Raw genomic sequence first — 24,393 nt, forward strand, 5'->3', positions numbered from 1 at the left:
GTTGATCCGATGCCCGGAATCCGGCAACCTCTTTGAATGAATAATGTTTTTGAAAACTCCCGACCGGGATTTGCGCGCTTCATCTGGCTTGCTTTTGGTTCGGCGCTGATGGCCAGCCCTGCGGTTGCAGGTGGGCGGCTGGAGGAGTTCATAGCCTCGCATGGCTGCACATTCGGGCCCCAGAGCGAGGCCGCGGCAGTGGCCGCGGGGTTCGAGCCCGGCGAGATTGCCGAATTTGTAGAGATGCACCTTGAGGACGGCACGGCGCAACGCGAACGCAGCTGGGTCGTCCTGGGCGAGGATGTTTGCAAGATCCGCTTGCCGACGATCCAGAGCAAGTGGTCCGCGACCTCGCCCGAGGTTCGGGAAAATGCGCCCTACGTCGATCTGAATGGTGAGGACGATCTGTCCGAAGGATGCTTTCTCACTGATGGGGTCGCACTGTTCACCAAGCTGTGCGGCGGGGACATCGACGCCGGATTTGACGCCTATATCGATTTTGTCGGCGCGGGCATCATCTCGGGCGATGTCCGTTTCTATTCGCCCTCGCCGCTGAAAACGCCCTATGGGATCCAGATTACGTCAGGCGATTGTGCCCGCGCACCCAATACGGCCGCTATCGCGAAAAGCCACCCTTTCATTGAGAGCCATTTTGATGAATTCGTGCACCGGGTCGCAGCGCACACGCAATGCGGCGAGCAATTGTCCTATCTGAGTTCGCAAATCGGGGCTGAAATTCAGGGAGTCGACATCTCGGCGCCCGAAAGCGCAGACGCGGAGCAGATAAACGCCTATCTGGGATTCGAGCTGGGTATCATCACAATGGCGGCAGGCTGGTATGAGGGGATGAGTGGCACCGAAAAAGGCGTGCCGCGCCCGCCGCTGTGCCATTTTCCCGGCTAAGATCCTTAGAGAATACCCTCACCCGGCGCCAAGCTGCCAGTTTGAGCCTACGAATTCGTTTACGGCGGCGATGGCAAGGTGCCACACTGACCCATGCGTAACGGCGGCCTGCCCGCGCTGCAAAGTTGTGACGCCGATCGTGAAGGGAAGCCATTCTGCCATGGCCGACAACCTTCCTGTCGCGCGGGTCGGTGACGTCACAGGGTGCGGCGCCACGATCAAAACGGGGTCTGCCGACCACCGCGCGGACGGCTTGCCGGTTGCCTATCTCGGGTCGGTCACGTTCCACGGCGGAGCCATCATTACCGGATCCTCAACCATCAAGGTCGCGCCCTGAGCCATGATCGATGTCGCGCCGCGTGTCCGCGCGCGGTCATCGCCCGCGTGATGGATGGCGCACTTGACAGCGCGTCCCAAACCCGACCACCATAGCCACAGGCGCCGCCGGTATGGTGGCGGAATGGTTATATAAAATAACGATAACAGGAGGATAACGACATGAAGACACTGTCTTATGCGCTGGCGGCGACGCTGGCATTCGCGGGGGCGGCCTCGGCGCAGAACCTGTCGATCGCGACGGGCGGCACGGGCGGGACCTATTATCCCTATGGCGGCGGGCTGGCGGAACTGATCGGCAAATACATCGACGGGGCGCAGGCCACCGCCGAAGTGACCGGCGCATCGGTCGAAAACATGGCGCTGATCGCGCAACAGCAAAGCGATCTGGCCATCGCGCTGGCCGATACGGTCTATGATGCCTACAACGGCAGCGGTGCCTTTGACGGGCGCGCGGTGAGCGACGCACGCGCGCTGGCGTCGATCTATCCCAACGCGGTGCAAATCGTGACGCTGGCCGAAAGCGACATCAACGGGCTGGAGGATTTCCGCGGCAAGCGGGTGTCGGTCGGCGCGCCGGGGTCGGGCACCGAGGTGAACGCGCAGGCGATTCTGACCGCCAACGGCATCAGCTATGACGATTTCGAGCCGCAGCGCCTGAATTTCAACGAAACAGCGGACGCCCTGCGCGATGGCGATATCGACGCCGGGTTCTGGAGCGTCGGGCCGCCGACATCGTCGATCCTGAACCTTGCCGCGACCCGCGACATCCGGGTGATTTCGCTGACGCCCGAGCAGATCGAGGCGGCCAGCGCCGAGGAGCCTGTCTTTGCCCCCTATACGCTGAAGGCCGGTCTTTACGAGGGGATGGACGCCGACGTTCCGACAATCTCGATCCCCAACGTTCTGGCGGTGAATGCCGCCATGGACGAGGATCTGGCATACCAGATCACCAAGGCGATGTTCGAGCATGTGGACGAACTGATCGCGGTGCATCCGGCGGCAAACGACACGACGCCGGAATTCGCGCTGTCCTCCACGCCGATCCCGCTGCATCCCGGCGCGATCCGCTGGTACGAGGAGGCAGGCCATACCGTCCCGGACAAGCTGCGTCCGTGAGGCATAGCGTGACGGGGTGGTCCCTTGGGGCCGCCCTGTTTTTCTGTTTCAGCACGCTTTCGGCGACGGCGGGAACGCTGCAGGTGGTCGGTCAGGGCGGGTCCGTCCTGATCGAAGACGATGCGCCGGAGGGGGCTGAATGGTGCCTCAGCTGGAACCACTCGGTAACAGGTGGTGCGGTCCGTGACTGCTTTGCCAACCGCGCAGGGCGGATGATGCTGGACCGGTCGTTCCTGCATGATTTCGCCGCCGGTCTGGGCGAGGTTGCCGGGCGCGGCCATATCGAGGCGGCGGCAGGCGGCGGCTATTGGATTCGCAATATGGATGAACCTGTCCAAGGCAACGCGCTGGCCCTTCGGGTGGGGCAGCGCGGCGTCGATCACCGGCTGCACATCGGCGCGCATGTCCATGCCCTGTCCGATCTGGCCGCCGGGCAGCGCGTGGTGCTGCGGCTGATACCACGCCCCCAATCTGAAAAGGTGCAGCCCGATGGGTGACGCAAGCCAGCCGTTCGATCCGTCCGGCGCGCCGGAACAGCGGCGCACAACCGCTCTGGCCATCGCCACCGTCGGCATCGCCCTGTCGCTGTTTCAGCTATATGCGGCGGGGATCGAACCGCTGGGCCTGTTCTATCAGCGCACGATTCACCTGTCGTTCATCATGGTGCTGGCGTTCCTGATGTTCCCGGTCACCGGCAGGCATCACCGGGGCGCGCTGACATGGGCGATTGACGCGGTGTTCATCATCGGCGCCATCGCCAGCGGCGCCTATATCGTGATCAACCTCAACGACATCTTCGCCCGCGCCGGATTCTGGAACCAGACCGATATCTGGATGGGCATCATCACCACGCTCGTGGTGCTGGAGGCCGCGCGCCGCGCCATCGGGCTGGGCATGACCCTGATCGGGGTCGTGGCCATCATCTATGGGCTGGCCGGGCCGCGCGGGGCGCTGCCGATGGTGGGCGACTGGCTGCCGGGGATTCTGGCGCATCGCGGCAACACGCTGGACCGTCTGATCGGTCAGCTTTATCTGGGGCAGGAGGGGATCTACGGCCTGCCGCTGGGCGTCGCGGCGACCTATATCTTTGTTTTCGTGCTGTTCGGTGCATTTCTCGAAGTCACCGGCGCGGGCAAGTTTTTCATCGACCTTGCCTATGCCGCGACCGGGCGCAAGGCAGGCGGGCCGGCCAAGGCGGCGGTGCTGGCCAGCGCCGGCATGGGCTCGATTTCCGGCTCGGCGATTGCCAATGTGGTGACGACCGGCGCCTTTACCATTCCGCTGATGAAAAAGCTGGGCTATCGCCCCGCGCAGGCCGGCGGGATCGAGGCTGCGGCCTCGACCGGGGGGCAGATCACGCCGCCGCTGATGGGGGCGGGGGCGTTCCTGATATCAGAATATACGCGCGTTCCCTATATCGACATTGTCATCGTCTCGATCTTTCCGGCGATCCTCTATCTCGGCACGGTGTATCTGTTTGTGCATCTGGTGGCGATGAAGGCGGGAATGAAGGGCATGCCGCGCGCCGACCTGCCTGTTGTGCGCGACGTGCTGAAAGCAGGCTGGCAATTCATCGTGCCGCTGGCGGTGCTGATCTGGCTGTTGGTCAACAACCTCTCGCCGATGCGGGTGGGGTTCTGGGCCATCGTGTCTGTCGTGGCGGTGGCCCTGATCCGGGCACTGGCCGAGCTGGTCTGGCTGGAGCCGAAGAACGGCACACCGCTGACACGTGCGCGGGCGGCAGCGGCCGCACGGCGCGGGATTGAGATTCTGGGCCAGGCGCTGGCCCTCGGGGCGCGCAACGCGGTTGCCGTATCCATGGCCTGCGCCGTGGCCGGCATCATCGTGGGAGTTGTCGGGCTGACCGGACTTGGGCTGAAATTCTCGTCGATGATGGTGGCGTTTTCGGGCGGCAATCTGGTGCTGGCGCTGATCCTCGTGCTGCTGGCCAGTCTGGTGCTGGGCATGGGCCTGCCGGTGACGGCGGCCTATATCGTGCTGATCGTGCTGGTGGGCCCGGCGCTCAGCAACGAATTCGGGATGCCGCTGCTGATCGCGCATCTGGTGGTGTTCTGGTATTCGCAGGACAGTAACGTGACGCCGCCCATTGCGCTGGCGGGGTTCGCGGGCGCGGCGATTGCCGGGTCGAAACCGCTTGAAACGTCGCTGCAGGCATGGAAATTCGCCAAGGGCCTCTACCTGATCCCGCTTTTCATGGTCTACAATCCCGAGATCATACTGGGCGGCCCCGTTCCTTATGTGATCTATTCCGGCCTCATCGCGATCATCGCGCTGATCGGTTTTGCCGCCGCTTTGGAGGGCTGGCTGTTCACGCGCATGGGCTGGCTGCTGCGCGCGCTGATCGTGCCTGCGACGATTGCGGTGTTTCATCCCGAATTCATTGTCGAGACCGCCGGCGCGCTCGGGCTGCTGGCGATCATGGGCTGGAACTGGGTCCAGTCACGGCGCGGCGGTTCGGTCAAGGCGGGCGCGACGTGACGGCAAGCGGCCCCCGCGCCGGGTTTCGCGCCGATGCGCGGAAACCGACGCTAGTTGTTTAAAGCGTTTCGCGAAAAACCTGAATCATTGATTTTCGCGAAACGCTCGTGACATGTCAGCGCTCCCGCGCGTCTCGCCTTTATCTGATGGCTCAGGTTAAAGGCGAAACGCTTTAACTCTTGCGGCGCAGGTGCTACCTGTCATCCGATAGTCGCCCGCGGCGCCCCAGATTCAGAGCACTGCCATGACCCAGCTTGCCCTCATCATCCTTGCTGCCGGCAAAGGCACGCGCATGAAATCGGATTTGCCGAAGGTGCTGCACCCCGTGGCGGGCGCGCCGTTGGTGGTGCACGCGATGTTGGCGGTCGAGGCGCTGGAGCCTGCCGCGACGATCGTCGTCGCGGGCCACGGCGCGGATCTGGTCGAGCGCGCCGCCCATGGCCATGATCCGGACGCGCGCATCGTGCTTCAGGCCGAGCAGCGCGGCACCGCCCATGCGGTGGATCGCGCGCGCGGCGCGCTTGAGCAGTTCGACGGCGATGTGATCGTGCTTTATGGCGACACGCCGTTCATCCGCCCCGAAACCATGACCGAAATGCTGGACGCGCGGCGGGGCGGCGCCGATGTGGTGGTCCTGGGCTTCGAGGCCGAGCAGCCCGGCAAATACGGTCGGCTGGTCACGAACGGCGACGTGCTGGAGCGGATCGTCGAGGCCAAGGACGCCAGCGCCGAGGAATTGGCGATTACCCTGTGCAATTCTGGCGTGATCTGCGCCGATCGGGCCACGCTCTTCGATCTGATCGCGCAGGTGGGCGATGATAATGCCGCGGGCGAATATTACCTCACGGACATCATCGGGCTGGCCAGCGGCGCCGGGATGCGCTGCGCCGTCGTCACCTGCCCCGAGGAGGAAACGCTGGGCATCAACTCGCGCGCCGAGCTGGCCCGCGCCGAGGCGATCTGGCAGGCGCGGCGTCGCCATGAGGCGATGGAGAACGGCGCGACCCTGACCGCGCCCGATACGGTGTTTTTTGCCCATGACACCCATATCGGCGCCGATGTGCTGATCGAGCCGCATGTGATCTTCGGCCCCGGCGTGACGGTGGAAAACGGCGCGACCCTGCGCGCGTTTTCGCATCTGGAGGGCTGCCATGTCAGCGACGGCGCGGTGATCGGCCCCTATGCGCGCCTGCGCCCGGATGCCGAAATCGGCCCGGATGCAAGGATCGGCAATTTTGTCGAGATCAAGAAGGCCGTGATCGGCGAGGGCGCCAAGGTGAACCACCTGTCCTATATCGGCGATGCCGAGATCGGCGCAGGCGCCAATATCGGCGCCGGGACGATCACCTGCAATTATGATGGCGTGCTCAAGCATGAAACGCGCATCGGCGCGGGCGCCTTCATCGGCTCGAACACGGCGCTGGTCGCGCCTGTGGAGGTCGGCGAGGGCGCCGTCGTCGCGGCCGGATCGACCATTACTGCCGATGTGCCCGGCGGCGGGCTTGCCATTGCGCGCAGCCGGCAGGATACCAAGCCGGGCCAAGGCGCGCGGCTGCGCGAGGCACTGCTGGCGCGCAAGGCGGCGGACACGTAGGTTTCATCCAAGGGGTTTCATCATGTGCGGCATCGTTGGCGTTCTTGGCTCACATCACGTCTCACCGCTTCTGGTCGAGGGGCTGAAGCGGCTGGAATATCGCGGCTATGACAGCGCCGGGATTGCCACGGTGGATAACGGCAAGCTGTCGCGCCGCCGCGCGCTGGGCAAGCTGGTGAACCTGTCGGATGCGTTGGTGCATGACCCGCTGCCGGGCAAATCGGGCATCGGCCATACCCGCTGGGCCACGCACGGCGCCGCCACCACCGAGAACGCGCACCCGCATCAGCGCGGCCGCGTCGCCGTGGTGCATAACGGCATCATCGAGAATTACCGCGCCCTGCGCGAGTTCCTAAAAGAGCGCGGGATCACCCCCGAAAGCGAGACTGACACCGAAACCGTCGCCATGCTGTGCAACTGGCATCTGGATCAGGGGCTGGACCCGGTCGAGGCGGCAAAGGAGACGGTCAAGCGGCTGGAGGGCGCCTATGCCTTGTGTTTCCTCTTCGAGGGCGAGGATGATCTGATGATCGCCGCGCGCAAGGGCAGCCCGCTGGCCATCGGCTGGGGCGCGGGCGAGATGTATGTCGGCTCGGACGCGCTGGCGCTGGCGCCGATGACGAACGAGCTGACCTATCTGGAGGAGGGCGACATCGCCATCCTGCGCCGGGCCAGGGCCGATATTCTGGATGAAAACCACGCCCCCGTCACGCGCCCGCGTCGGACGGTCAGTCTGGATGCGTCCAGCACCGACAAGGGCGGGCATCGCCACTACATGTCCAAGGAGATCGCCGAGCAGCCGACGACGCTTGCCAACGCGCTGAAATACTACACCGAGAACCGCGAGGGCCAGCATTTGCTGGAGCATGGCGTCGATTTTACCGCCTTCGACCGAATCGTGATGGTCGCTTGCGGCACCGCCTCGCTGGCCTGTTTCGTGTCGAAATACTGGTTCGAGCAGATTGCCCGGATCCCGGTGGAAATCGACGTCGCGTCCGAATTCCGCTATCGCGAGCCGCCCTTGAACAGCCGCACGCTGGCGCTGTTCGTCAGCCAGTCGGGCGAGACGGCCGATACGCTGGCCGCGCTGCGCTATTGCAAGGGTAAGGCCGGCATGATCCTGTCGATCGTCAACGCCACCGAAAGCAGCATCGCGCGCGAAAGCGATCTGGCGCTGCCGATCCTTGCAGGCCCGGAAATCGGGGTTGCATCGACCAAGGCGTTCACCTCGCAGCTGGCGGTTCTGGCCGCGCTGACGTTGCAGGCCGCGCGCCAGTGCGGCACCGTGACGGCGGCGCGGGCGCAGGAGCTGTCCGACCAACTGCGAGCGGTGCCCGGCCTTGTCGCCGATGCGCTGACCATCGCGCCGCAGATCCACCGCGTGGCGCAGCAATTGGCGCGCTTTGACGATGTGCTGTTCCTGGGGCGCGGGGCGTTCTATCCGATGGCGCTGGAAGGCGCGCTGAAGCTGAAGGAAATCAGCTATATCCACGCCGAGGGCTATGCCAGCGGCGAGCTGAAGCACGGGCCCATCGCCCTCATCGACGAGGATATGCCGGTGGTCGTTCTGGTCCCGCATGATGCGATGTTCGACAAGACGATTTCCAACATGCAGGAGGTCATGGCGCGCGGCGGCAAGATCATCATGATCTCGGATGCGCGCGGCCTGAGCGAGGGCGGCGACGGCGTCTGGCAAAGAATTGAGATGCCCGCCGCAGCAGGCCCCTTCGCGCCCATCGTCTATGCCGTCCCGATCCAGCAGCTTGCCTATTGGACCGCCGTCGAAAAGGGCACGGATGTGGACCAGCCGCGCAACCTCGCCAAATCGGTGACGGTGGAATAGGCGCGCCATTTGACGCGGCGGCGCGGGCCCGGTTTCTCGGCGCAGCGCGTCAGGCGGTAAGCGGGATGTCCCGGACAAGGGCGGCGGCGATGCGCTCGGCGGCATGGCCGTCGCCGTAAGGGTTGAGGGCGCGCGCCATCGCGGCATACGCCCCGGCATCGTTCAGCAGCGCCAGCGCCTCGCGCGTCAGCCGCTCGCCATGGGTTCCGACCAGCCGGACGGTGCCTGCCGCGACGGCCTCGGGGCGCTCGGTGGTCTCGCGCATGACCAGCACGGGCTTGCCGAGGCTTGGCGCCTCTTCCTGAACGCCGCCGGAATCGGTGATGATGATATGGGCGCGGCGCATCAGCCAGACGAAAGGCAGGTAATCCTGCGGGGCGATCAGATGCAGGTTTTCGGCGTCGCCCAGGATCCGGTTCACCGGTTCCTGCACATTCGGGTTGAGATGCACGGGATAGACAACCTGCGCATCGCCCTGCTCGGAAATCGTGCGCAGCGCGGTGTAGATCCGCTCGAACCCGGCGCCGAAATTCTCGCGCCGGTGGCCGGTGACGCAGACCTGCGCGTCGATGCCCGGTGCGTTCTGCAGACGCTTGACCACCGGGGCCATCTTGATGGCCTCAGGGCGGGCGCCGAAAACGATGAGGACTTTCCTGAACGCGCGCGCCTTGAAACAGTATTTCACCCTTAGTGATGTGCCGGTTTGCCCTTCAAAGGCAACCTGAGTTGCCGTATCGGCCACAATTGCCGCCCTTCAGGTGCATGGCCTTGCAGGGCGCGGGCGCGCAAACCTTGCCTTGAAGGGCAGGCGGTTTTAAGAAAGGCGAAACTTTCACGTCAGGATACGCACGCACATGAGCCGGACCTATTTCGGAACCGATGGCATCCGCGGCCGCGCAGGCACCGGTGCGATGACCGCGGCCTTCATGGTCGATCTGGCCATCGCTGTGGGCACGTATTTCAAGGCCAACGCCCAGACCCGGCGGGTGGTCATCGGCAAGGATACGCGGCGGTCGGGGTATATGCTGGAGAACGCGCTGACGGCCGGGTTCACGGCGGCGGGCATGGATGTGTTCGCGCTGGGGCCGCTGCCGACCCCGGCGGTGGGCCTGCTGACCCATTCGATGCGTGCCGTTCTGGGGGTGATGATCTCGGCCAGCCACAATCCGCATTACGACAACGGAATCAAGTTCTTCGGCCCCGACGGGTTCAAGCTGTCCGACCAGATCGAGCACGAGATCGAGGCGCTGCTGGCCTCGCGCGCCTTCGATGTCGATCCCGACCATATCGGCCGGGTCACGCGCGTGAACGAGGCGCCCTCGCGTTACGTGGAATATGCCAAGACGACGGTGCCGGACCGGGTGCGGCTGCACGGGTTGAAGGTGGTTCTGGATTGCGCCAACGGGGCAGCCTACCGCGCGGCGCCCAAGGTGCTGTGGGAACTGGGGGCCGAGGTGATCGCGATGGGCGTGTCGCCCGATGGCTACAACATCAACAAGGGCTGCGGATCGACCAGCCCGGAGGCCGCCGCGCAGCTGATCCGCGACACCGGCGCCGATATCGGCATCTGTCTGGACGGCGATGCCGACCGGATCATCGTGCTGGACGAGACCGGCGCCGTGGTGGACGGCGATCAGATCATGGCCCTTCTGGCCGGGCGCTGGGCGGCTGCGGGGCGGCTGAACCATAACACGCTGGTGTCGACGGTGATGTCGAACCTGGGGCTTGAGAATCATCTGGCGGCGCAGGGCATCACCCTTGTGCGCACGGATGTGGGCGATCGCTATGTCGTGCAGGCGATGCGCGATGGCGGCTTCAATCTGGGCGGCGAGCAGTCGGGCCATATCGTGCTGACCGATCACGCCACCACGGGCGACGGTCTGGTCGCGGGGCTGCAGGTGCTGGCGATGCTGAAGGACAGCGACGAGCCCGCCAGCCGTCTGACGCAGGTGTTCACGCCGGTGCCGCAGATCCTGGAGAATGTGCGCTATGCCCCCGGTACCGATCCGCTGAAGGACGCCGCCGTGCAGGACGCCATCGCCGCCGGCGAGGCCGAGCTGGGCCGCGAGGGCCGGCTTTTGATCCGCAAATCGGGGACCGAACCGTTGATCCGCGTCATGGGCGAAGGCCCGGACCGCAACGATCTGGCAAGGATAATCCGCACCATCTGTGACAAGGTCAGCGCGGTCTGAGCGGGCTGCGGTGATGTGAAAAAGGGAAATCTCTATTGCGTATTGTAATGATCGTCTGAACGCAGGCGAGGTCCCCATTTACGAGTCCGAGCTGGACGCCGTCATGGCGCGCAACGTCGATGCCGGGCGGCTGTCCTTCACCACCGATCTGGGCGCGGCCGTGGCGGATGCCGAGGCAGCTGAGCGCGGCGATCCGTCTGGGCGCGCGCAAGGGCGAGAACGTGGAAAGCTGGGGCCTGACGGGGCAGATCCGGTTCCAGTTCTGATTGGGCCGACATGAAGGCGAGCGGCCCCCGGAATCCGGGGCCGCCCGGCCAACATCGGGTGGCGGTGCCTTTTCAGGGCGTTCGTGAGGCCCTCAGGTGTTTTTCCAATACCCGTTGGCCGCGGCGACAGCGGCGAAATGCGTGGCGACGACCTGACTGGACGCGATGAGCGCGTCGAAATCGCCGGCATATTTGGGGCGCAGATCCTCGCGGATCTTCGCGTCGGGCTGGGTCATCTTGATTGCGACGCGCGCCATCTTGACGGCCAGCTCATAACCCTCTTCGGGGGTGTCTGTGATCAATGTGGGAAGCCATGTCGTCATCGTCCGGTCCTTTGGGTTATGCCCGCATCCGGCCAAGGCAAGGATGCAGAACGATTGCCTGAAAGGGGGCTGTCCCCCCTCGCCGTTCTAGCGCAACATCCGAGCAACCGCTACATGGATGGCTCAACTGGCTGGCCGGGGCGCGCCGAGCGTTGAGGCCGCGCGCGCGAGCGCCTCGATCCGGTCCCATGCGCCCGCATTGATCAACTCGCCCGGCGCGATCCAGCTGCCCCCGGCGCAGACCACGTTGGGCAGGCGCAGATATTCGGCCGCGTTCGCGGCGTTTATGCCGCCGGTCGGGCAAAAGCCGATCTGCGGCAATGGCCCGCCCAGGGCGGACAGGGCAGGCGCGCCGCCCGACGCCTCGGCGGGAAAGAACTTCAGCATGTCATAGCCGCGCTCCAGCAGCGCCATCGCCTCGCTTGCCGTGGCGGCGCCGGGCAGCAGCGGCAGCCCCTCTGCCTCGCAGGCGGCCAGCAAGGCCGGGGTCGCGCCCGGCGAGACGCCGAAAACCGCGCCTGCCGCCTTGGCCGCGCGCACGTCGCCGGGGGTCAGCAGGGTGCCTGCGCCGACATGGCCGCCCGGCACCGCGGCCATCGCACGGATCGCGTCCAGCGCGGCGGGCGTGCGCAGCGTCACCTCCAGCGCAGGCAATCCGCCCGCAATGAGCGCCTCTGCCAAGGGCCGCGCATCGGCGGCGTCGTGCAGGACCAGAACCGGGACGATGGGCGCCAGCGCGCAGATCGCGCGGACCTGGCGGCTGGCGTCTGAGGGGGTGATGGGCATGGGTCAGCCTCCGAAGATCGTCGCGCCCGTCTCGGCCGAGCCGACGGTGCCGCGGAAGGCCGCAAAAAGCTCGCGCCCGACGCCGAACTGCCCGGCGTCCGGATCGGCCTTGGCGGCGGGGCGGTCCTGCAGGCCCTCGGCCTGCACCTCCAGCGTGCCGACCTCCGCATCGACGCACAGGATGTCGCCGTCGCGCAGTCGCGCGAGCGGCCCGCCATCCATGGCCTCGGGGCAGACATGGATCGCCGCGGGCACCCGGCCCGACGCGCCGGACATGCGCCCGTCGGTAACGAGCGCCACCTTCTGGCCGCGCCCCTGAAGGATGGACAGAAGCGGCGTCAGGCTGTGCAATTCGGGCATCCCGTTCGCCTTGGGCCCCTGAAAGCGCACCACGACCACCAGATCGCCGGTCAGCTCGCCCGCCTTGAACGCGGCCTTCACAGCGTCCTGATTGTCAAAGATCCGCGCGGGCGCCTCGATGATGCGATGCTCGGGCGCGACGGCCGAGATCTTCATCACGGCGGTGCCCAGATTGCCCGCAAGCCGCACCAGACCGCCCGAGGACTGGAACGGATCGGTGGCGGGGCGCAGGATCTTGTCGTTCAGGCTGCGCCCGGCGCCCGCGTGCCAGCCAAGCGCGCCGTCTTGCAAGCGCGGCTCTTGCGTATAGGCCGCCAGACCGCCGCCCGCGACCGTTGCGGTGTCGGGATGCAGCAGCCCGTTTTCCAGCAGGTTGCCGATCATGTAGCCCAGCCCGCCTGCCGCGTGGAAATGGTTTACGTCCGCCAGACCGTTGGGATAGACGCGCGCCATCAGCGGCGTGATTTCCGACAGGGCCGAGAAATCCTGCCAGTCGAGGATGATTCCCCCCGCCCGCGCCATGGCGATCAGGTGGATCAGCAGGTTGGTCGAGCCGCCCGTCGCGTTCAGCCCGATGATGCCGTTGACGAAGGCCCGCTCGTCCAGGATGTCGCAGACCGGCGTATAGGCATCACCCTGCGCGCCCAAGGCCAGAGCCCGGCGCGCCCCCTCGCGCGTCAGCGCGTCGCGCAGGGGCGTGTTCGGCGTCACGAAGCTGGCGCCGGGCAGGTGCAGGCCCATGAACTCCATCAGCATCTGGTTGGTGTTGGCGGTGCCGTAGAAGGTGCAGGTGCCGGGGCCGTGATAGGCCGCCATCTCGGCCTGCATCAGCGCGTCGCGGTCCACCTCGCCCGCGGCAAATTGCTGGCGCACCTTTGCCTTTTCATCGTTGGACAGCCCACTGGTCATCGGACCGGCGGGCAGGAAGACGGCAGGCAGATGTCCAAAGGCTTGGGCGGCGATCACAAGGCCCGGCACGATCTTGTCGCACACACCCAGGAAAACGGCGGCGTCGAAGGTGTTGTGGCTCAGCGCGACCGACGCGGCCAGCGCGATGACATCGCGCGAAAACAGGCTCAGCTCCATCCCCGCCTCGCCCTGCGTTACGCCGTCGCACATGGCGGGCACCCCGCCTGCGACCTGCGCGGTGCCGCCCGCATCGCGCGCGGCGGTGCGGATCAGATCGGGGAACCTCTCGAACGGCTGATGGGCCGACAGCATGTCGTTATAGGCCGTGACGATGGCCAGATTGCCGGCGCTTCCCGCCGCGAGCGCAGCCTTGTCCGCGTCATCCGAGGCCGCATAGGCATGCGCCTGCCCGCTGCAGGACAGATGCGCGCGCGCCGGCCCCTTGGAGCGGGCGGCGCGCATCCGCGCCAGATAGGCCGCGCGGGTGGGCGCGCTGCGTGTGATGATCTGTTCCGTCACGCGCGCCAGAACCGGGTTCAAGGCCATGTCGTCATCTCCTTTGGTCGTGCGGGTCCATGCCGAAAGGCGGCAGCCAGCCTGGATAGCGCTAACATAAGTGCATTCATCGCGGCTGTCAGCGGGTGTTTCCTGAATATGTCAGTCAAAAGATCTGGACGGCCTCGACCGCGCGGCGCCATGCGGCATATTTCGTCTCGCGCAGCGGCTCGGGCATGGACGGTGTGAACGTCCGCTCCAGCGCCCACATCTTCGCGAATTCATCGCGACCGGGATAGAGGCCCGCGCGCATTCCGGCCAGCCATGCCGCGCCCATTGCCGTCGTCTCCAGCGTGGCGGGGCGGTCCACGGAGGCGCCGATGATGTCCGACAGGAACTGCATGGTCCAGTCCGACGCGCTCATCCCGCCATCGACGCGCAGGGTGGCCGCATCGGCCGCGCCGCCGGTGGCGCGGGTCCAGTCCAGCGTCATCGCCTCCAGCAGATCGCGCGTCTGGTAGCCGACCGATTCCAGCGCCGCCCGCGCCAGCTCGGCCGGGCCGGAATTGCGCGAGAGGCCAAAGATCCCGCCGCGACATTCCGCGTTCCAGTAGGGCGCGCCAAGCCCGGTGAAGGCGGGCACCAGCACGACATTCTGGTCCGGATCGGCGGCCTCCGCCAGGGGTTGCGTTTCCGCCGCCGTGCGGATCACCTCAAGCCCGTCGCGCAGCCATTGCACCACGGCCCCGGCGACAAAGATCGAGCCCTCCAGCGCATAGGTGGGCGTGCCGTCCAGCTGATAGGCGATGGTCGTCAGCAGCCGGTTCTGCGACCAGACCGGCGTGTCCCCGGTATTCAGCAGCGCGAAACATCCGGTGCCGTAGGTCGATTTCAGCATGCCGGGTTTGAAACACGCCTGCCCGATGGTCGCGGCCTGCTGATCGCCCGCGACGCCGTAGATGGGGATGGCGCGGCCAAACAGATCGCTGCGCGTGGTGCCGAAATCATGCGAGCAATCATGCACCTCGGGCAGCATTTCCATGGGGATGTCCAGCAGATTGCAGATCGTGCCGCTCCACCGGCCCTTGCGGATGTCGTAAAGCAGCGTGCGCGCCGCGTTGGTGGCATCGGTCACATGCGATGCGCCGCCCGTCAGTTTCCAGATCAGGAAGCTGTCGACTGTGCCGAACAGCAGATCACCGGCGCGCGCCTTGTCGCGGGCGCCCTCGACGTGATCGAGGATCCATTTCAGCTTCGTCCCCGAAAAATAGGGGTCCAGCAACAGGCCGGTGCGGTCCCTGACCATCTCCTCGTGCCCCTCGTCGCGCAGGGCATTGCAGATCGCGGCGGTGCGCCGGTCCTGCCAGACGATGGCGTTGTGGACGGGCTGACCGGTGGTGCGGTCCCAGACGACGGTCGTCTCGCGCTGATTGGTGATGCCGATCGCGGCAATATCGGCCGAGGATTTGCCCGCGCGCTCGATCACCTCGCGGCAGGTGCCCGCCACGGTTGACCACAGATCCGACAGATCATGTTCAACCCAGCCCGAATGCGGGTAATGCTGGGGAAACTCCTCCTGCGCGATGGCGCTGACGCGCAGTGCCTCGTCAAACAGGATCGCGCGGCTGGAAGTGGTGCCTTGGTCGATCGCCAGAATATAGGTCATGGTCTCTCGGGGGCTTGGATGGGGTCCGGGGCGCGCGTGTTCGGCGCGCCCCGGTATGGGCTTACTGGTTCCAGGAACTCACCAGCTCGTCATAGCCGATGGTTTCCGGCTCTTCGTCCTCGTTCTCCAGCTTGGGCTTGGGGGCGCCGGGCTGCTCCAGCCAATAGGACGCGTCCTGTTCCTCATTGAGGACCGGGCCCAGATCGCCCTGCACGCCTGCGCGCTCCAGCCGCTCCATCACCTTTTCCATATCGGCGCAAAGCTGGTCCAGTGCCTCTTGCGAGGTTTTGGCGCCGGACATGGCGTCACCGATATTCTGCCACCACAGCTGTGCCAGCTTGGGATAGTCAGGCACGTTGGTGCCGGTGGGCGACCACTGCGTGCGCGCGGGCGAGCGGTAGAATTCCACCAGACCGCCCAGCTTGTCCTTACGCTCGGAGAAGTGGTCGGAATTGATGGTCGAATCGCGGATGAAGGTCAGACCGACATCGGCCTTTTTCACGTCCACGGTTTTCGACGTCACGAACTGCGCATAGAGCCATGCGGCCTTGGCGCGGTCCTCGGGCGTGGAATTCATCAGCGTCCAGCTGCCCACGTCCTGATAGCCGACCTTCATGCCCTCTTCCCAGTAAACGCCATGCGGCGAGGGGGCGAGGCGCCATTTCGGCGTGCCGTCCTCGTTCATCACCGCGTCCGAATCGACCAGCGGCGCGACGAACGTGGTGTACATGAACATCTGCTGCGCGATGTTGCCCTGCGCCGGGACCGGGCCTGCCTCGGAGAAGGTCATGCCGGCAGCGGCGGGCGGCGCGTATTTTTGCAGCCATTCCACCGCCTTGTTCACCGCATAGACGGCGGCGGGCGAGTTTGTCGCGCCGCCGCGAGCCATGCAGGCGCCGACCGGCTGGGATTGCTCGTTCACGCGGATGCCCCATTCATCGACGGGCAGGCCGTTCGGCTCGCCCTTGTCGCCCATTCCGGCCATCGACATCCACGCGTCAGTATAGCGCCAGCCCAGCGACGGGTCTTTCTTGCCGTAGTCCATGTTGCCATAGACCTCGACCCCGTCGATGGTGCGGCCGGTGAAGAATTCGGCGATATCCTCATAAGCCGACCAGTTGACCGGAACGCCCAGATCATAGCCGTACTCTTCCTTGAAATCGGCCATGTTCTGCGGGTCGTTGAACCAATCATAGCGGAACCAGTAGAGGTTCGCGAATTGCTGGTCGGGCAACTGATACAGCTTGCCATCGGGCGATGTGGTGAACTGCGTCCCGATGAAATCCTCCAGATCCAGCGTGGGCGAGGTGACATCCGCACCCTCCCCTGCCATCCAATCGGTCAGGTTGCGCACCTGCCCATAGCGGATATGCGTGCCGATCAGGTCCGAATCGTTGACATAGGCGTCATAGATATTCTCGCCCGACTGCATCTGCGTTTGCAGCTTTTCCACCACGTCGCCTTCGCCGATCAGGTCATGCGTGACCTTGATGCCGGTGATCGCGGTGAAGGCCGGCGCCAGCACCTGGGACTCGTATTCATGGGTGGTGATCGTCTCGGACACCACGTTGATTTCCATGCCCTTGAACGGCTCGGCGGCATCGATGAACCACTGCATTTCCGCCTCTTGATCTTCGCGGGGCAGGGTCGTCACATCGCCGATCTCCTCGTCGAGGAACTTCTTGGCCGCCTCCATGTCGGCCATCGCCGGCGCGGCCTCCAGCCCGAGGACAAGCCCCAGCGCGGTGGATGATTTCAGAAAAACGTTCATTTGGTTTCCTCCCTTATTGAACGAAATTTTGCAGGCAAGCCGCGTCAGACCCAGCGGAACACCGCTGCGGCAAAGACAAGGCAGACCAGCAAGGCGAAGTATTGCGGGCCAAGATCGAGCCCCAGCCACGCAAGATTGATAAACGCCGACCCCAGCAGCGTGATGAACAACCGGTCCCCGCGCGTCGTCTCGATCCGCAGGATGCCGGTGCGAGGCGTTTCGGGGTATTTCACCGCAAGGATCGTGAAGGTCAGCAAAAGGCCCGCGATGACCAGAAAGAAGGTCGCGGTCGGCCATGTCCATGCCATCCAGTCAAGCATCGTCTACCTCCTAGCTCGAAATTGACTTGGTGAAGCCACCTAAGATGCCGCCAAAAAAACTGCCCGTATTCGAATAGCCAGAACCACTTTCAACGGTATTTTTTACTGCGGACCCAAGACTTAATTCGCCTCTGAAGGGTTCTGCCAAAAGCGCGAAACCCAATGATGTAAGAACACAGTTTGTTGCGACAGTCTCATGCTGTGTTCCTCCTCGCGTTGCATTGAGCGCGTGCTGACGGAAGATGCCCTCATCTTTCAGCCATCGTAACGCATTTATGAACAATTGAGTGGACGCCGGATTATTTTCATAGCCCAAAATAATTGTGCTCAAGTCTGTCTGTCTGACCCCTGCCTTGGCGAGGTGGGCCACAATCTTCGCAATTATTTCTTCACTTTCTTCTAAAGCGTCAGTGACCATCACACCCTCCCCAAGGCAAAGCCCTTGGCGATATAATTGCGAACAAAGTAGATCACGAGCGCGCCCGGCAGAATCGTCAGCACCCCCGCTGCCGCCAGAACGCCCCAATCGACGCCTGCGGCGCCGACCGTGCGGGTCATGGTGGCGGCGATGGGTTTCGCATCCACCGATGTCAGCGTGCGGGACAGCAGCAGCTCGACCCATGAGAACATGAAGCAGAAGAACGCGGCGACGCCGATGCCGGACGCTATAAGCGGCGTGAAGATCTTGATGAAAAACGCGGGAAAGGAATAGCCGTCGATATAGGCCGTCTCATCGATCTCCTTGGGGACACCGCGCATGAACCCTTCCAGAATCCAGACCGCCAGCGGCACGTTGAACAGGCAATGCGCCAGCGCCACGGCGATGTGGGTGTCAAAGAGGCCGATGGACGAATAAAGCTGAAAGAACGGCAGCGCGAAGACGGCGGGCGGCGCCATGCGGTTGGTCAGCAGCCAGAAGAACAGATGCTTGTCCCCCATGAAGCTGTAGCGGCTGAACGCATAGGCCGCAGGCAGCGCCACGGCGAGGCTGATGACCGTGTTCATCACCACGTAAATCAGCGAATTGACATAGCCCATGTACCAGCTGGAATCGGTCAGGATCTTGGCATAATTGGCCAGCGTCAGATCGCGCGGCCAGAGCGAAAACGACCCCAGGATCTCGTTATTGGTCTTCAGGCTCATGTTCAGCAGCCAGTAGATCGGCAGCATCAGGAACAGCAGATAGAGCGCCATGACGATGGCCGATCCCGAAGGGCGATACCGGCGCGCGGCGCGGCGCGGTTTCTCGATCGTCATGTCGCCCTCGCCCGCGACCACCGGGGTTGCAATATCAGCCATCAGTTGCCCTCCCTTTTGTCCAGTGTGGTCATGACGGTGTAGAACACCCACGAAATCACCAGAATGACGAGGAAATACATCAGGCTGAACGCCGCCGCCGGGCCAAGGTCGAACTGTCCCAGCGCCATTTTCACCAGATCAATCGACAGGAAGGTGGTCGCATTTCCGGGGCCACCGCCGGTGACGACGAACGGCTCGGTATAGATCATGAAGCTGTCCATGAAGCGCAGAAGGATCGCGATCATCAAGACGCCCGCCATCTTGGGCAGCTCGATATAGCGGAACACGGCCCAGCGGCTGGCCTGATCGATCTTGGCGGCCTGATAATAGGCGTCGGGGATCGACCGCAGGCCCGCGAAGGCCAGCAGCGCCACCAGAGAGGTCCAGTGCCAGACATCCATGACGATCACCGTCACCCACGCATCAAGGCTGTTCTGCGTATAGTTATATTCAATGCCCAGCGCGGCCAAGGTGTGACCCAGCAGGCCGATATCGACGCGGCCGAAGATCTGCCAGATGGTGCCGACCACGTTCCACGGGATCAGCAAGGGCAACGACATCAGCACGAGGCAAAAGGACGACCAGAAGCCGCTTTTGGGCATGTTCAGCGCCACGTAGATGCCCAGCGGGATCTCGATCGCCAGAATGATGCCGGAAAACATCAACTGACGGCCCAGCGCATTCCACATCCGGTCCGAATGCAGCATGTCGCGGAACCAGTCGAGGCCCGCCCAGAAGAACTGATTGTTGCCGAACGTGTCCTGCACCGAATAGTTGACCACCGTCATCAGCGGGATCACCGCCGAAAACGCCACGAGGACCAGCACCGGCAGGATCAGGAACCACGCCTTCTGGTTGACGGTCTTGTTCATGCGGCCTCCTCCCCCTGCGGCGCGACGCGCCAGTCGTCGGCGTAGATGTTGATCCCCTCGGGGGCAAAGCTGATGCGATCCGCGTCTGCCGGAATCGGCTCGCCCTCGGCGGCGATCATGCTGACCTCACTGCCGCCCGCGTCAAGGCGGACGATCTTGTGCCGGCCCACATCCTCGATCCGGCTGACGCGGGCGGGGATGCCGGCGCCGCCGGTCGAAAGGGTGATGAATTCGGGGCGCACGCCGATCTGGACGCGTCCCGTCGCCGCATATCGCGCGCCAAGGTCAATGGTCGCCTCGCCGATGCGCGCGCGGTTGCCCTCGATCTGCGCATCGAACAGGTTCATGCCCGGCGAGCCGATGAAATAGCCCACGAACGTGTGCGCGGGCCGCTCGAACAGCTCCTGCGGCGTGCCGATCTGCACGACGCGGCCGTCATGCATGACGACAACCTTGTCGGCGAATGTCAGCGCCTCGGTCTGGTCGTGGGTGACATAGATCATCGTGTGACCAAAATCGCGGTGCAGCTTTTTCAGCTGCGTGCGCAGCTCCCATTTCATATGCGGGTCGATCACCGTCAACGGCTCGTCGAACAGCAGCGCGTTGACGTCCTCGCGCACCATGCCGCGCCCAAGGCTGATCTTCTGCTTGGCATCCGCCGTCAGGCCGCGCGCCTTGCGGCTGAGCTGATCCTCCATCCCGATCATCGCGGCGACCTTCTGCACGCGGGGGGCGATCTCGGCGGGGGCGATGCCGCGGTTTTTCAAGGGAAAGGCCAGATTGCCCTCAACCGTCATCGTGTCGTAGACCACCGGGAACTGGAAAACCTGCGCGATGTTCCGCTCGGCCGTTGGCGCCATCGTGACGTCGCGCCCGTCGAACAACACGCGGCCCTGCGAGGGGATGAGCAGGCCGGATATGATGTTCAGCAGCGTGGACTTGCCGCACCCTGACGCGCCCAGCAGGGCATAAGCCTCGCCATCGGCCCAGTCATGGTTCAGCTCTTTCAGGGCGAAATCATCTTCGCTTTCGGGCTTTGGCAGATAGGAATGCGCAAGGTTATCGAGCGTGATTTTCGCCACTACGCGGCCTCCGCATAGGGGGCGGACGCAACCAGCGCGCCGTCCTCGGCAAAGAGGTAAACGCGGCTGGGGTCCAGATAGACCGGCAGCGGCTGGCCCGGTTTCAGGTCGCGCAGCCCGTGGATCAGGCCGACCCAGCGCTGGCGGCCGTGATCCAGATGCACGAACGTCTCCGAGCCGGTGATCTCGGTCACGTTCAGCACGGTGTCGAAACGGATCGCGCCATCCGATGGCTCCAGCGCCAGATGGTTGGGCCGGAACCCCGCCATATACCGCCCGTCGGCCAGCCCCGCACCCTGCGCGCCCGCCGGGAAATCATCATCGCCGTGCCGCATCACGTCGCCGCGCTTGTCCAGCGTCAGGAAATTCATCGGCGGGTCCGAGAAAACCCGCGCCGTGGTGGCGTCGGCGGGTTTGCGATAGACCTCGGCGGTGGGGCCGAACTGCGTCACGCGCCCCTCCCAGAGGGTGGCGCAATGGCCGCCCAGCAGCAGCGCCTCTTCGGGTTCGGTCGTGGCATAGACAAAGATCGCGCCGGATGCCTCGAAAATCTTCGGGATCTCGGCGCGCAATTCCTCGCGCAGCTTGTAGTCGAGATTGGCCAGCGGCTCGTCCAGCAGGACCAGCCCCGCGTTCTTGACCAGCGCGCGGGCCAGCGCGCAGCGCTGTTGCTGCCCGCCCGACAATTCCAGCGGCTTGCGGTCCAGAAACGGGCCAAGCTGCATCAGGTCCGCCGCCTCGCGCACGCGGCGATCCACCTCGTCTTTGGAGACACCCATCAGGCGCATGGGCGAGGCGATGTTGTCATAAACGCTCATCGACGGGTAGTTGATGAATTGCTGATAGACCATCGCGATCTTGCGGTCCTGCACGCGCTGCCCGGTGACATCGTCCCCGTTCCACAGGATACGACCCGACGTGGGCTGGTCCAGCCCGGCCATCAGGCGCATCAGCGACGTCTTGCCCGACAATGTCGGCCCCAAAAGCACGTTCATCGTGCCTTTTTCCAGCGTCAGGTCGGTGCGGTGAATGAAGCGCTGGCCGCCCACCTGCAGGGTCACGCTGTCAAGTTTCAGTGTCACCGGCGTCTCCTTGGATCACTCAGCCGCGGCTGATATGGACTCAGCGTGTCGCAAGCGCATGTATTCGTCCAGCGTTTCCGCCTGATGCGGCGTCATCCGCAGGCCCAGCTTGGACCGGCGCCACAGAACGTCGTCGGCCGTGCGGGCATATTCGCGGTCCATCAGCCAATCCACCTCGGCGCGGGTCAAGGTGGCGCCGAAATCCCGTCCCAGCGCGGCGGCATCGGACACATTGCCCAGTATCAGGCGTGCGTCGGTCCCGTAGGCGCGGATCAGGCGGCGCGCCCAGACCGGGCCCAGAAACGGATAGAGGCGCGCCAGATCGGCGATCATGGCCTCCACCTCGGCCACCTTGAAATCGCCGCCCGGCAGCGGCACGCCTGCCGTCCACTTGCCCTGCAGAGCGCCCATTTCCTTGCCGACCAGATCCAGCACACCTTCGGCCAGCCTGCGATAGGTCGTGATCTTGCCGCCGAAGATATTGACCACCGGCGCCCCGGCGCTCCGGTCCACCTTCAGCGTATAGTCGCGCGTCGCCGCCGTGGCCGATGACGAGCCGTCATCATAGAGCGGGCGCACCCCCGAATAGGTCCAGACGATATCATCGAGCGAAATCTTCTGCTTGAGATATGCGTTGACGAAATCGACCATATACGCCTGCTCCTGAGGGGTGCAGACGGGTTTTTCGTCCGGATCGGCATGCTCCTGATCGGTGGTGCCGATCAGGGTGAAATCGGTCTCGTAGGGAATGGCGAACATGATGCGCCCGTCGGTGCCCTGAAAGAAATAGCATTTGTCGTGATCGAACAGGCGGCGCGTCACGATATGGCTGCCGCGCACCAGCCGCACATCATCGGTGCTGCGTGCGTGGATCGCATCGCGGATCAGCTCGCCCACCCATGGCCCGCCGGCATTGACGATCATCCGCGCGCGAACCACACGCGTCTGGCCGCTGCCGGTGTCCTTCAGCGTCACCTGCCACAGCCCCTCCGACTGCTCGGCCGACATCACCTGCGTGCGCGTCAGGATGCGCGCGCCGCGCGCCTCGGCATCCCGCGCATTCAGCACCACAAGGCGCGAATCCTCGACCCAGCAATCGGAATACTCATAGGCCTTGGTAAAACGGTCCTGCAGCGGGGCGCCTTCGGGCGCGTCCGTCAGGTCCAGCGTGGCGGTGCCGGGCAGGATCTTGCGCCCGCCAAGATTGTCATACAGAAACAGCCCCAGCCGGATCAGCCACGCAGGCCGCCGCCCGCGCATCCACGGCATGAGCGTATTCAGCAGCTTGTACGTGGGCGTGTCGCTCTCAAAGCGCATGTCCTTGTGATAGGGCAGCACAAAGCGCATGGGCCACGAGATATGCGGCATGGCGCGCAGCAATGTCTCGCGCTCGATCAGGCTTTCGCGGACGAGGCGGAATTCGAAATACTCCAGATAGCGCAGGCCGCCGTGAAACAGCTTGGTCGAGGCCGAGGACGTGGCCGAGGCAAGGTCCGACATCTCCGCCAGCGTGACCGACAGGCCCCGCCCGGCCGCATCACGCGCCACGCCGCAGCCATTGATGCCGCCGCCGATCACCAGCAGATCGCAGATATCCTCGCCGCGCGGCACAATTGGTCCTCCCGTCTCTCGCGGTTCTTGGCGACAATCCTAGCAACGGATGAAATAAAGAACAAAGACTGCTTTCGCTTTTGTTCGATTTTATGCAGCGCATTGAATTTATGAGAGGATATTTTGGGTGTGCGCAGGTGCCGGGCGCCCGAATCCGCGCGCTGGATGATTCTTTAGCGCCTCAAACGGAAAATATTGCACGCCGGACGGCAATTCTTGCTAAAACCGCAAATTGACGCATGTTTCGCCCTCACATCGGAATCCGCCATGTCCCAGACGATACGCTATCCCGAGATCCTTGAAATGGCGCGCCGCGAGGGCAAGGTGACGGTCGAGCATCTGGCCGAGCATTTCAACGTCACCTTGCAGACCATCCGCCGCGATCTTTCGGACCTTGCCGATGCCGGCCGGCTGGAGCGCGTGCATGGCGGCGCGGTCCTGCCATCGGGGACGATCAACATCGGGTACGAGGAGCGGCGGCGCATGAATGCCGACGGCAAGGCCGCCATGGCGCGCGCCTGCGCCGCGCAGATTCCCGAGGACAGCGCGATTTTCCTCAATATCGGCACCAGCACCGAGGCGGTCGCCGCCGCGCTGATCCATCACCGCAATCTTCTGGTGGTCACGAACAACATGAACGTCGCCAACATCCTGTCGCAGAACCGCGATTGCGAGGTGATCGTCACGGGCGGATCGCTGCGCCAGTCCGATGGCGGGCTGATCGGCGACATCACCAAGGCGTCGATCCGCCAGTTCAAGTTCGATATCGGCGTGATCGGTTGCTCGGCGATTGATCGCGACGGCGACATACTGGATTTCGACGTGCAGGAGGTCGGCGTCAGCCAGGCCATTCTCAACCGTTCGCGCCGCAAGGTGCTGGTGGCGGACGGCAGCAAGTTCACGCGCACGGCGCCCGCGCGCATCACCTCGCTGGGCGAGATCGACATGGTCGTGACCGACCGCGCCCCGGCGCGGGATCTGCAGGACCGTTGCGACGATTGGCAAACGCAGGTCATCGTGGCCGCGCCGGGAACATAGCCGCCCGCGCGGCGTTTACGTGCGACA

Annotated in this window: 22 protein-coding genes; 9 read left to right on the top strand and 13 right to left on the bottom strand. The window is 64.4% G+C overall.

The features are described 5' to 3' along the window. The first annotated feature begins 36 nt into the window (after positions 1-36). The 7 genes from DC366_RS12930 to glmS all read left to right on the top strand — a co-directional run bounded on the left by DC366_RS12930 (position 37) and on the right by glmS (position 8,294). Positions 37-903, top strand: coding sequence for a hypothetical protein (locus DC366_RS12930; protein WP_108692637.1), 867 nt, complete (start codon positions 37-39; stop codon positions 901-903). Between the two features lie 70 nt (positions 904-973). Next, positions 974-1,240 (top strand): PAAR domain-containing protein, encoded by a 267-nt coding sequence (locus DC366_RS12935; RefSeq protein WP_108692638.1) that lies wholly within the window; start codon positions 974-976, stop codon positions 1,238-1,240. A 161-nt stretch (positions 1,241-1,401) separates the two neighbouring features. Continuing rightward, positions 1,402-2,358: a TAXI family TRAP transporter solute-binding subunit gene (locus DC366_RS12940; protein ID WP_108692639.1), complete on the top strand. Its 957-nt coding sequence runs from the start codon at positions 1,402-1,404 to the stop codon at positions 2,356-2,358. A gap of 8 nt (positions 2,359-2,366) precedes the next feature. Next, the gene (locus tag DC366_RS12945; protein ID WP_243405124.1) at positions 2,367-2,855 is read left to right on the top strand and encodes a DUF1850 domain-containing protein; all 489 of its coding nucleotides are present in this window, start codon (positions 2,367-2,369) and stop codon (positions 2,853-2,855) included. After that, the gene (locus DC366_RS12950) at positions 2,848-4,857 is read left to right on the top strand and encodes a TRAP transporter permease (RefSeq protein ID WP_108692641.1); all 2,010 of its coding nucleotides are present in this window, start codon (positions 2,848-2,850) and stop codon (positions 4,855-4,857) included. The genes DC366_RS12945 and DC366_RS12950 overlap by 8 nt, the downstream gene beginning before the upstream one ends. Positions 4,858-5,101: 244 nt before the next feature. Next, positions 5,102-6,451, top strand: coding sequence for a bifunctional UDP-N-acetylglucosamine diphosphorylase/glucosamine-1-phosphate N-acetyltransferase GlmU (gene glmU, locus DC366_RS12955; protein WP_108692642.1), 1,350 nt, complete (start codon positions 5,102-5,104; stop codon positions 6,449-6,451). A gap of 22 nt (positions 6,452-6,473) precedes the next feature. After that, positions 6,474-8,294 (top strand): glutamine--fructose-6-phosphate transaminase (isomerizing), encoded by a 1,821-nt coding sequence (glmS, locus tag DC366_RS12960; RefSeq protein ID WP_108692643.1) that lies wholly within the window; start codon positions 6,474-6,476, stop codon positions 8,292-8,294. A 49-nt stretch (positions 8,295-8,343) separates the two neighbouring features. Here glmS and wecB read toward each other — a convergent pair whose 3' ends face one another. Then, on the bottom strand, positions 8,344-8,904 hold the full coding sequence (gene wecB, locus DC366_RS12965; protein ID WP_108692725.1) for a non-hydrolyzing UDP-N-acetylglucosamine 2-epimerase: 561 nt from the start codon (positions 8,902-8,904) through the stop codon (positions 8,344-8,346). Between the two features lie 244 nt (positions 8,905-9,148). On the opposite strand from wecB, the gene glmM reads away from it, so the two are divergent. After that, positions 9,149-10,486 carry a phosphoglucosamine mutase gene (gene glmM, locus DC366_RS12970; RefSeq protein ID WP_108692644.1) on the top strand — a complete coding sequence of 446 codons (1,338 nt, stop codon included), beginning with the start codon at positions 9,149-9,151 and terminating at the stop codon, positions 10,484-10,486. Between the two features lie 358 nt (positions 10,487-10,844). Here the strand turns inward: glmM and DC366_RS12980 are convergent, their stop codons facing one another. From DC366_RS12980 to glpD, 12 genes are all read right to left on the bottom strand, one after another. Next, positions 10,845-11,075, bottom strand: coding sequence for a hexameric tyrosine-coordinated heme protein (locus DC366_RS12980; RefSeq protein ID WP_108692646.1), 231 nt, complete (start codon positions 11,073-11,075; stop codon positions 10,845-10,847). A gap of 123 nt (positions 11,076-11,198) precedes the next feature. Then, the gene (gene eda / locus DC366_RS12985) at positions 11,199-11,861 is read right to left on the bottom strand and encodes a bifunctional 4-hydroxy-2-oxoglutarate aldolase/2-dehydro-3-deoxy-phosphogluconate aldolase (RefSeq protein ID WP_108692647.1); all 663 of its coding nucleotides are present in this window, start codon (positions 11,859-11,861) and stop codon (positions 11,199-11,201) included. A gap of 3 nt (positions 11,862-11,864) precedes the next feature. Continuing rightward, entirely contained in the window at positions 11,865-13,676 is a 1,812-nt protein-coding gene (gene edd, locus DC366_RS12990) for a phosphogluconate dehydratase (RefSeq protein WP_108692648.1), read from the bottom strand. Between the two features lie 115 nt (positions 13,677-13,791). Then, complete coding sequence (gene glpK / locus DC366_RS12995) at positions 13,792-15,291, bottom strand: glycerol kinase GlpK (RefSeq protein WP_108692649.1); 1,500 nt, start codon at positions 15,289-15,291, stop codon at positions 13,792-13,794. 61 nt (positions 15,292-15,352) lie between these two features. Then, complete coding sequence (locus DC366_RS13000) at positions 15,353-17,062, bottom strand: ABC transporter substrate-binding protein (RefSeq protein WP_207768713.1); 1,710 nt, start codon at positions 17,060-17,062, stop codon at positions 15,353-15,355. A gap of 44 nt (positions 17,063-17,106) precedes the next feature. Further along, positions 17,107-17,382 (bottom strand): DUF2160 domain-containing protein, encoded by a 276-nt coding sequence (locus DC366_RS13005; RefSeq protein ID WP_108692650.1) that lies wholly within the window; start codon positions 17,380-17,382, stop codon positions 17,107-17,109. Positions 17,383-17,392: 10 nt separating this feature from the next. Further along, a complete protein-coding gene (locus DC366_RS19665; protein ID WP_133176208.1) occupies positions 17,393-17,800 on the bottom strand; it encodes a hypothetical protein in 408 nt (135 codons plus the stop codon). After that, positions 17,800-18,639 (bottom strand): carbohydrate ABC transporter permease, encoded by an 840-nt coding sequence (locus DC366_RS13010; protein ID WP_108692727.1) that lies wholly within the window; start codon positions 18,637-18,639, stop codon positions 17,800-17,802. The genes DC366_RS19665 and DC366_RS13010 overlap by 1 nt, the downstream gene beginning before the upstream one ends. A gap of 41 nt (positions 18,640-18,680) precedes the next feature. Further along, entirely contained in the window at positions 18,681-19,553 is an 873-nt protein-coding gene (locus DC366_RS13015; protein WP_108692651.1) for a carbohydrate ABC transporter permease, read from the bottom strand. Further along, positions 19,550-20,635: an ABC transporter ATP-binding protein gene (locus DC366_RS13020; RefSeq protein ID WP_108692652.1), complete on the bottom strand. Its 1,086-nt coding sequence runs from the start codon at positions 20,633-20,635 to the stop codon at positions 19,550-19,552. The genes DC366_RS13015 and DC366_RS13020 overlap by 4 nt, the downstream gene beginning before the upstream one ends. Continuing rightward, positions 20,635-21,717: an ABC transporter ATP-binding protein gene (locus DC366_RS13025; protein WP_108692653.1), complete on the bottom strand. Its 1,083-nt coding sequence runs from the start codon at positions 21,715-21,717 to the stop codon at positions 20,635-20,637. Before DC366_RS13025 ends, DC366_RS13020 begins: the two co-directional genes overlap by 1 nt. A 15-nt stretch (positions 21,718-21,732) precedes the next feature. Beyond that, the gene (glpD, locus tag DC366_RS13030) at positions 21,733-23,328 is read right to left on the bottom strand and encodes a glycerol-3-phosphate dehydrogenase (RefSeq protein WP_207768714.1); all 1,596 of its coding nucleotides are present in this window, start codon (positions 23,326-23,328) and stop codon (positions 21,733-21,735) included. Positions 23,329-23,595: 267 nt separating this feature from the next. On the opposite strand from glpD, the gene DC366_RS13035 reads away from it, so the two are divergent. Continuing rightward, the gene (locus tag DC366_RS13035) at positions 23,596-24,366 is read left to right on the top strand and encodes a DeoR/GlpR family DNA-binding transcription regulator (RefSeq protein WP_108692655.1); all 771 of its coding nucleotides are present in this window, start codon (positions 23,596-23,598) and stop codon (positions 24,364-24,366) included. Positions 24,367-24,393 lie beyond the last annotated feature (27 nt).

The sequence above is a fragment of the Pelagivirga sediminicola genome (assembly GCF_003072125.1).
In the GTDB taxonomy this organism is placed as follows: domain Bacteria; phylum Pseudomonadota; class Alphaproteobacteria; order Rhodobacterales; family Rhodobacteraceae; genus Roseovarius; species Roseovarius sediminicola.

What these genes read in the sequence shown, in the direction of transcription:
- DC366_RS19665 (WP_133176208.1), bottom strand. Translation starts at nt 17,800, where the DNA reads ATGGTCACTGACGCTTTAGAAGAAAGTGAAGAAATAATTGCGAAGATT.
- DC366_RS13005 (WP_108692650.1), bottom strand. Translation starts at nt 17,382, where the DNA reads ATGCTTGACTGGATGGCATGGACATGGCCGACCGCGACCTTCTTTCTG.
- DC366_RS12950 (WP_108692641.1), top strand. Translation starts at nt 2,848, where the DNA reads ATGGGTGACGCAAGCCAGCCGTTCGATCCGTCCGGCGCGCCGGAACAG.
- wecB (WP_108692725.1), bottom strand. Translation starts at nt 8,904, where the DNA reads ATGGCCCCGGTGGTCAAGCGTCTGCAGAACGCACCGGGCATCGACGCG.
- DC366_RS12935 (WP_108692638.1), top strand. Translation starts at nt 974, where the DNA reads ATGGCAAGGTGCCACACTGACCCATGCGTAACGGCGGCCTGCCCGCGC.
- glmS (WP_108692643.1), top strand. Translation starts at nt 6,474, where the DNA reads ATGTGCGGCATCGTTGGCGTTCTTGGCTCACATCACGTCTCACCGCTT.
- DC366_RS12930 (WP_108692637.1), top strand. Translation starts at nt 37, where the DNA reads ATGAATAATGTTTTTGAAAACTCCCGACCGGGATTTGCGCGCTTCATC.
- DC366_RS13000 (WP_207768713.1), bottom strand. Translation starts at nt 17,062, where the DNA reads ATGAACGTTTTTCTGAAATCATCCACCGCGCTGGGGCTTGTCCTCGGG.
- eda (WP_108692647.1), bottom strand. Translation starts at nt 11,861, where the DNA reads ATGCCCATCACCCCCTCAGACGCCAGCCGCCAGGTCCGCGCGATCTGC.
- DC366_RS13035 (WP_108692655.1), top strand. Translation starts at nt 23,596, where the DNA reads ATGTCCCAGACGATACGCTATCCCGAGATCCTTGAAATGGCGCGCCGC.
- DC366_RS13010 (WP_108692727.1), bottom strand. Translation starts at nt 18,639, where the DNA reads ATGACGATCGAGAAACCGCGCCGCGCCGCGCGCCGGTATCGCCCTTCG.
- glmU (WP_108692642.1), top strand. Translation starts at nt 5,102, where the DNA reads ATGACCCAGCTTGCCCTCATCATCCTTGCTGCCGGCAAAGGCACGCGC.
- glpK (WP_108692649.1), bottom strand. Translation starts at nt 15,291, where the DNA reads ATGACCTATATTCTGGCGATCGACCAAGGCACCACTTCCAGCCGCGCG.
- DC366_RS13015 (WP_108692651.1), bottom strand. Translation starts at nt 19,553, where the DNA reads ATGAACAAGACCGTCAACCAGAAGGCGTGGTTCCTGATCCTGCCGGTG.
- edd (WP_108692648.1), bottom strand. Translation starts at nt 13,676, where the DNA reads ATGGCCTTGAACCCGGTTCTGGCGCGCGTGACGGAACAGATCATCACA.
- DC366_RS12940 (WP_108692639.1), top strand. Translation starts at nt 1,402, where the DNA reads ATGAAGACACTGTCTTATGCGCTGGCGGCGACGCTGGCATTCGCGGGG.
- glmM (WP_108692644.1), top strand. Translation starts at nt 9,149, where the DNA reads ATGAGCCGGACCTATTTCGGAACCGATGGCATCCGCGGCCGCGCAGGC.
- DC366_RS12980 (WP_108692646.1), bottom strand. Translation starts at nt 11,075, where the DNA reads ATGACGACATGGCTTCCCACATTGATCACAGACACCCCCGAAGAGGGT.